This window comes from Desulfocastanea catecholica, assembly GCF_054657295.1.
Genome location: NZ_BAAHYZ010000059.1, coordinates 1 through 6,971, shown reverse-complemented (window position 1 = coordinate 6,971; position 6,971 = coordinate 1). Strand labels below are relative to the sequence as shown.

Annotated in this window: 6 protein-coding genes; 2 read left to right on the top strand and 4 right to left on the bottom strand. The window is 44.0% G+C overall.

Going from position 1 to position 6,971, the window contains the following annotated elements:
* On the top strand, positions 1-197 hold a 197-nt coding region (locus tag ACYQ8U_RS22275; protein ID WP_459947765.1), incomplete at its 5' end, for a hypothetical protein.
* A gap of 29 nt (positions 198-226) precedes the next feature.
* Here the strand turns inward: ACYQ8U_RS22275 and ACYQ8U_RS22270 are convergent.
* Positions 227-1,387 (bottom strand): MFS transporter, encoded by a 1,161-nt coding sequence (locus tag ACYQ8U_RS22270; protein WP_459947764.1) that lies wholly within the window; start codon positions 1,385-1,387, stop codon positions 227-229.
* Positions 1,388-1,698: 311 nt separating this feature from the next.
* Between ACYQ8U_RS22270 and ACYQ8U_RS22265 the strand changes: the two genes are divergently transcribed.
* Entirely contained in the window at positions 1,699-1,998 is a 300-nt protein-coding gene (locus ACYQ8U_RS22265) for a helix-turn-helix domain-containing protein (protein ID WP_488193406.1), read from the top strand.
* A gap of 123 nt (positions 1,999-2,121) precedes the next feature.
* Here ACYQ8U_RS22265 and ACYQ8U_RS22260 read toward each other — a convergent pair whose 3' ends face one another.
* The 3 genes from ACYQ8U_RS22260 to ACYQ8U_RS22250 form a co-directional block, all read right to left on the bottom strand.
* Positions 2,122-2,745 carry a DUF4125 family protein gene (locus ACYQ8U_RS22260; protein ID WP_459947762.1) on the bottom strand — a complete coding sequence of 208 codons (624 nt, stop codon included), beginning with the start codon at positions 2,743-2,745 and terminating at the stop codon, positions 2,122-2,124.
* Between the two features lie 250 nt (positions 2,746-2,995).
* Positions 2,996-3,916: a glycyl-radical enzyme activating protein gene (locus tag ACYQ8U_RS22255; protein ID WP_459947761.1), complete on the bottom strand. Its 921-nt coding sequence runs from the start codon at positions 3,914-3,916 to the stop codon at positions 2,996-2,998.
* A 141-nt stretch (positions 3,917-4,057) separates the two neighbouring features.
* Entirely contained in the window at positions 4,058-6,577 is a 2,520-nt protein-coding gene (locus ACYQ8U_RS22250) for a pyruvate formate lyase family protein (protein WP_459947760.1), read from the bottom strand.
* Positions 6,578-6,971: the final 394 nt, after the last annotated feature.

Here is a 6,971-nt window from a genome sequence, read left to right as displayed (position 1 = left end):
TGTGGAGGATGTCAAGTTTCGTTCCACTGCACCTCAAACCCCATAGTCGATTCGATGGGTTTGACACCTCCAAAAAATTCGGGTCTGGAACTGGGCTAAATTTTGGAGGTCAAAAATTCACTGAAAATCTTGCTGGCGGCGGATTAATGCAAAATCCTATGGAACTTTTGAGCCGTTTGTTTAATTGCACCCAATAATCAAATATCTATTTTGCCGCTCCCAGCCTCTAGTGCTGGGTTTTATGGACTGGCATGGACAGACCCTGTCGGCCCACAGACAGGCAAAAAATAAAAATAGCAACTAGACAGCACACGGCTGTCGACAGGTAAATAACCGGGAATCCATAGGCCTGGGATACCACACCCCACAAAATCGAACTGCCGCCGATGCCCAAATCAATGGCGCTGTAAAATAAAGCAATCGCTCTTCCCTTGCGGTCCGGGGAGGCCAGCAGGACAAAAATGGAATTTAAGCCGGGCATCGCAAGTCCCAGCCCTAGTCCGTAAAAGACTGCTGCTGCCAGGAAAACCCATAGATATGCAGCACAAACCAGTATCAGCTGGGAAACCAGCATGCTGGACATCCCTATCACCACAACACTGCCCAAACCCAAACGATAAGATATTTTACCGGCAAAAATCCTGGAAATCATAGCGGAAAAAGCAAAGACGGCAAAAAAAGGCCCTATATCTATAATGCCCATCGAGAATGCATATTTGGACACAAAAGTCTGTATCCCACCGTTGGCCGTTGTAAGAAACAATATCAGCACTGCCGGCGCAGTCAGCACCGGTTCGATAAACCAAGCCTTTTTTTTCGAAGGGGATTTTACGCTGCCAGCGGGCAGATCCTTTTGATGTCCGAAGCCATTCGTATCCTTGACAAAAAAAACACAGACAAGGCCGATTATAGATATGGCAGCCATTATCAAAAACACAGCAGCGTATCCCGGTCGAACTATAATATACAAGCCCAACATGGGACCTAGTGCCTGTGCCACCGCATTGGAAAGACCGAAATACCCTATACCTTCTGTCATTCGTTTTATCGGGAGGATATCTGTCAACACAGTTGTAATAGCTGTTGTTCCGGCACTAAACCCGATCCCCTGGAGTAACCGGAGAACCAGCAGCCGATTGATACTGTTGCAATATATGTAGGAAAACGAGATAATACCGATTATCAGAAGCCCGCCTATCATCACCGGCTTTCTTCCTTTTGTATCGACGATTTTTCCGACGAGCGGCCTGAACAGCAGCGCCGACATGGTAAATACGCCCGTCATCAGTCCAGCATGAGTATTGTTGCCGCCGATATGCAGTGCATATAGGGGCAGCAAGGTCAGGGACATGTAATGAACCAGGAAGAAAAAAAAATTAACCAGCATGATCAGAAAATACGACATACACCATAATCTGTCATTTTCGGTTCTACTGGAGGAAGACATACGTTAGGCTTATCCCTGGTTATTCAATCCAAACATTAATCGCTCTAATTTTAGGTTCCTTTATTTTTGCATGAACCAACGGACCATGATCAAGCAAAAAGTCACCGAGAGAATTACTTAAGGATTGTTTATTTAGTTCTAAAATGATGTGTTGACTGATTTCCTCGATGAGATTGACCTTTCTATCGTGTAAAGATTGCTTACCCTCTCCGTCGTGCAGCGCCAAACACACAAATTAGCACAAAAAGAGACTGACTTTGCTACAACTTACTGAAAAATTGGGGAACGTATCCAAGACCTGCCGGATGCACAAAGTATCCAGAAGCCAATTCTACGAATACAAAAGATCCTTCCAGGAGTTCGGACTTGAAGACCTGATCGACAAACCACCCATCCCTGGACCGCTTTCCGTAAAAAAATGTATAATTCAATTGCAGCGATTCAGGAGGATCTGGACAAGTGGCTGCATGAATATAACTATAAAAGGCCCCACCGGGGTTACCGCAACCAGGGACGTCGGCCCATTGAAACGTTTGAAATGGGGTTGTTGATTAGATGACAAATGAAAAAGGGCGCTGCTTAATTACCGCCCGAGAAGGCTGACTGTTCGGGAGGTTCTTGACTTTTACACCTTAGTCTTTGGGCTCATAAAACATGCTGTTTTTATTCTTCGTTCATGACAGTTCTCTTTTCAATCGTTCATTGGCAGCAACTAATGAATCAAAACCGTATTTTTTCAAGGTTTCTTCCAAAATGAGTTCAGACATGTTCGCGTTTTCTGCAGCATAGCTTTTAATATCCTGCTGATAGAGTTTTATTGTTTTTAAAGAAAATGTTAAAAGTTCACCGCGAAGATATGTTTCTAAGGAGGTGACGTTTATATTATCCTCTTGACTATAAAGGGGACGACATCTTTTGCAGACATAGGGGTATCGCTCAATCAATGCTTCTTCCCAGACTAGAACCTGTTCGATGACCTCTTCAATGATAGCGGCAACACCGGGTTCAACGGGTGGAAGATGGTTCTTGAGTTCACGATACTCATCGGGAGAAGTGAATGCCATCATCCGTGCATATTTTTCTGTGATCATATTCCTGCCGTAGCTCTCGGCGTTTTTCAAGTCGCCTAAATAGCTTTCCAATGTGCTTTCAGACCAGCTCATTGCTTGAGAGTGCCTCATAATTTCAAATGTTTTTGGATTATTTTGACAAGAAGCCCGCCCTCCGATATTTTGCACGTCATGAAACATCTTCCATTCCAGTGATATGATATTTGAAATAAGTTCTTTTTTCCCCACATCGATCCTTGTTATTGTTCATTTGTATTCATTTTTATTATGTTTCTAAGGTACCTTGGTCCTTCGATACAGGAGGGTGTTGCTGTAATTTGTGCGGCATAGTCTGTACATGCGGTTTTGAGCTCAAATTTATCTGCATCATCACAACAACATGACACTTTCTTTCACTCTCAGCACCTCCTTTAAGAATAAATACTCTGTTTGGCATCGGACATTTGAATGATATAGCAATGGTTTCCCAATAGGGCATTCATGAATTGTTGTGCCGAACCAAACAGTCAATTCCCCGTGATTTAAATATTTCTTTTGTTTTTTTTAGTTTATCCATAGAGGGTTTTTCTAAATCTTTTAGCAGATAGGAACGGTTAATTATTTCGTATTTGTTCTCACCATAGTTGTGATAAGGCATAATCTCAACATCAACAGATCTTTTCAGGCTGACCACTGTATCTGCAATGGCGGTTATATTTTCCTTGGAGTCGTTGTAGGTCGGTATAAGAGGGATTCGAATAACCAACGGCACCCCTTCTTTTTCAGCGATTATCCTTAAGTTTCGTAGAATCGGTTCGTTGGGCTGGCCTGTTAACTTTTTATGGATCGCGCTATCCATGTGCTTCAGGTCAAACAGAAACAGTGAAACAAACGGCAAAACCTTATTTAACTGTTCTTCAGTTCCGAAACCACTGGTTTCTATACAGGTATGAATTCCTTCGGCTTGGCATTTTTTTAACAGTGTGGATGTAAAGTCTGCATGCATTAAAGGTTCACCACCTGAAACGGTTACGCCCCCATTTGAACTCATATAGTATTGCAGGTCCTTTTCTGCCTGTTTAAATACTTCTTCTACCGTCATCTCTTTTCCGTAAAAATCTTGGGCGCTATAAATGCAGGCCTTAACACAATCTCCGCAATTATCACACAAACTTCGATCTATATTAAGCTTTTCCCCTTCCAAGCGAATAGCTCCTTTTGTACATATCTTTGCACACTGGCCACATTTTTTACAGACAGAAGCCCGATAACCGACCTCCGGCAAAAGTTTCTGTGATTCCGGATTGGCGCACCAGATACATCTAAGTGAACACCCTTTCAAAAAAATAGTCGTTCTAATCCCGGGTCCGTCATCCACACAATAACGTTGAATATTATAAACATAGCCTTTTATGTTCATATCGTCATTTCCCAAGGCTTATAACCCTCCTTCAAGATTTTAATTCAGCGGCCTATCACCATGACACTGAGTAAAAAATCCATTTCAAGATTGAGGCAGGTCTTTTGGGACCTGCCTCTTCTTTTAATGCGAACTTAACCCTTATGCACTATGGGGTGTTCTGGCAATAATTTCATCCTGCAAACTGCCGGGTAGATCTACGAAGTTAGCGCTGTAGCCACCCACCCTGACCAGTAGATTTTTGTATTCATCAGGCTTTTTTTGGGCTTCAATAAGTTCTTCCTGACTGTGAATGTTAAACTGAATGTGCCAACCGTTATTCTCGAAAAACGTTCTTAGCAGGGCAATCAGATTGGTTAGCTTTTCAGGCGTATTAAGCAGATCCTTGGTAAACTTCATATTGAGCACACCGCCCACGTATTGCCAAAAGTTGAATCTTGAAGCCGAGTTAAGCAACGCAGACGGTCCGTTCACATCCGCGCCGGGCTTGGCGGACAATGCGCCATCATTCACCGGGGTTCCAGCTTTACGTCCGTTCGGCAGTGCACCAGTCACCATCCCCACAACGACGTGAGCGGACGCGGCGCCTTTAAAAAGGAACGGCTTCAACCCTGTGATGGGATCAGGTCTTTTCTGCATGATCTCAGAGTTTTTCTCTTGAACATATTCAAATATGTCATCAATATATTCGTCATCATTACCGTACTTCGGTGCTTTCAAACACAACTCGCGAAGATCCTCATATCCTTCCCAGTTCGCTTTAATGGCTGTCATCAATTCTTCCATGGTGGCCTTCTTTTGATCGAATACAACATATTTGATAGCTGCGAAAACCTCTGCAACATCCGTTGTTCCACGATCACCGACCCACATCACAGTGGTAATGGGGTAAGGTGTTCCGCCTTTGAGCGGATGCAAGCCGTAAGGTATCGCTGTGTCCCAGAAATAGGAGCAGTTCAGTCCGCTGACCAGCGGGTGATTCAGCTCATAACTTTGTCTGATTTCATAATCTCTGTTCAGGCGCCACGCAAAATGGTCTTCCTGTTTGAAGTAGGCGTCCATGATCTCTTCCAGGCTGGTCATTTTGGTTACTTCACCTGTTTTAGGACCCACTTGTTTCTTCGTCCTAGGATCATACCCGTTATGCAAAGCGACTTCCAAAATTTTCATCTGATTCAGGTGCTGAAAGCCACCGATATGCTGCGCACATTCCAAGTGATAAGACAGACAACCGCTGGCATTCCACTGGCAAGCCTCGCTGAGGGGTATGCCACGAGCTACAAACCGCCTCGTTCCGGATTCATCATCGAGAAACGCAGGACAACCACCGCGATGCTCCATGTTGGCTTCCAAAGCAAAGAGAAGGAAATCGTTTTTCATTCCATCATGGTATCTGATGTAAACGGTTGGCTCGGAAAACTTCATTTCGGCCATTACTTTTAGGATCAGCCAACTGCACTCATTGGTCCAGTCATCACCTTTTTCGTTCCGTCCACAAATGGTAACATTCGGCAAAAATGTCCCCTGGGAGTGTGCCACCTTTCGGTCTTCCGGATCGTAGCCCTCGCCTTCCCTGGTCTTCAGCCAGAAGCAACCCAGCAGTTCGGCAGCTTCATTACGGGTTATTTTTCCAGCGGCGATATCTTTTTCATAATAAGGGTATAAGTCCTGATCTAGTTGACCCAAGGAACTCTCTTTTCTAAAAGGCTTTTCTTTTTGTGCAGCAGCGTGCAGAAAACGAATGGACTGTACACATTCCCAATAGTCCCGGGGCGGGTTGGCCGGAACCCATTCACAGTTGGCTGCAATTTTTTCCAATTCTTTTTTCCGTTGGGGGTCTTTGGCTTGGGCGGCCTGGGTTCTGGCCAGCTCGGCATAACGCTTCGCCCATGTGATGACCGCTTCGCAGCTGATAATCATTGCTTTCAGGAGAGCTCGCTTATCATAAGGCTTGGGGTTATGCGCGGGGTTAATAAAGGCCCCTTCCGCATCCATTTTTTTAAGCTCTGCCTTGCAGTCGGCAATAACATTATTCAGACCTTTGTGCACTATTCTGCCGCGATAACCTGTTCTGCCTCTGCCGATTGTCTCAGGGAACATCGGACCCCAGATACCCATTTCAGGGTCGGCTCTCAGTGGAATCCCTTCGAGTACCATAGCCCGGTCCATCATAATATCCATATGTTCTTCGCCAAGTTCCTCAATCAGGCGTTTATTTACCTCGTTAACCGGTAGACGTTCCGCCCAGTATTCGGCGTCCTTCCTAAGACGATCCACATCCTCCGGATCGATATCTGCTTCGGTCCATTCACTCATTTTACGGGTAAATTTACCTTTCTTGACTGCTGCAAGAATTTGCAGGGGGCACTCACAGGCAAGTACATCGGCCCCCCTGATGGCTTTTGTCAAAGAACCAGCAATCAGTTCGCCTTCTCTCAAAAGAATAGGAGTTTCTTCCATTATGGTCTTGAAGGCCATGGAATACCTTAAAGGAAGGGGAAGCCCTTCTGTTTCTGAGTACGACTTGGTAAACGAGAAAGAACTTTCAGGACATACCACTACCGGTGCATCCTCATATTCTTTCTTAAGTTTTTTCAATCTCGGCGTCAATACTGTCAGATTACGCATCACTATGGGATTAACTAATTTAGGTCTTGGCATAATAATATCTCCTTTTTTAATTTTGCATGCACAATTCACAAAGTGGACAAAAAACCATCCCGCAGGTGGACAGATCTATTTTTAAGTATGTTTTGATTCTGCCCCCTGAAACAGTAAAATTGTATTAATACCCTTTTTTATACCATGATTCGAAATAATATGATACATAAACAACATATTTCGAAAAATTTTCATTGAATATTACCAAATAACAGAGAAAGTGGATTTAGTCAACCGCAATCAGCAATTCCCTCTAAAACTCTAAATAACTGAAAATACTCAACCTATTAATTCAAGCAACCAATATACTAAGTCTTTATGTCAGACAGTTACTGTGAGGAGGTACCTATGAGCCCTTTAGTAAAAGGAGGCGGCTATCTTTTTGAAGCCATCA

What these genes read in the sequence shown, in the direction of transcription:
- ACYQ8U_RS22250 (WP_459947760.1), bottom strand. Translation starts at nt 6,577, where the DNA reads ATGCCAAGACCTAAATTAGTTAATCCCATAGTGATGCGTAATCTGACA.
- ACYQ8U_RS22255 (WP_459947761.1), bottom strand. Translation starts at nt 3,916, where the DNA reads ATGAACATAAAAGGCTATGTTTATAATATTCAACGTTATTGTGTGGAT.
- ACYQ8U_RS22270 (WP_459947764.1), bottom strand. Translation starts at nt 1,387, where the DNA reads ATGCTGGTTAATTTTTTTTTCTTCCTGGTTCATTACATGTCCCTGACC.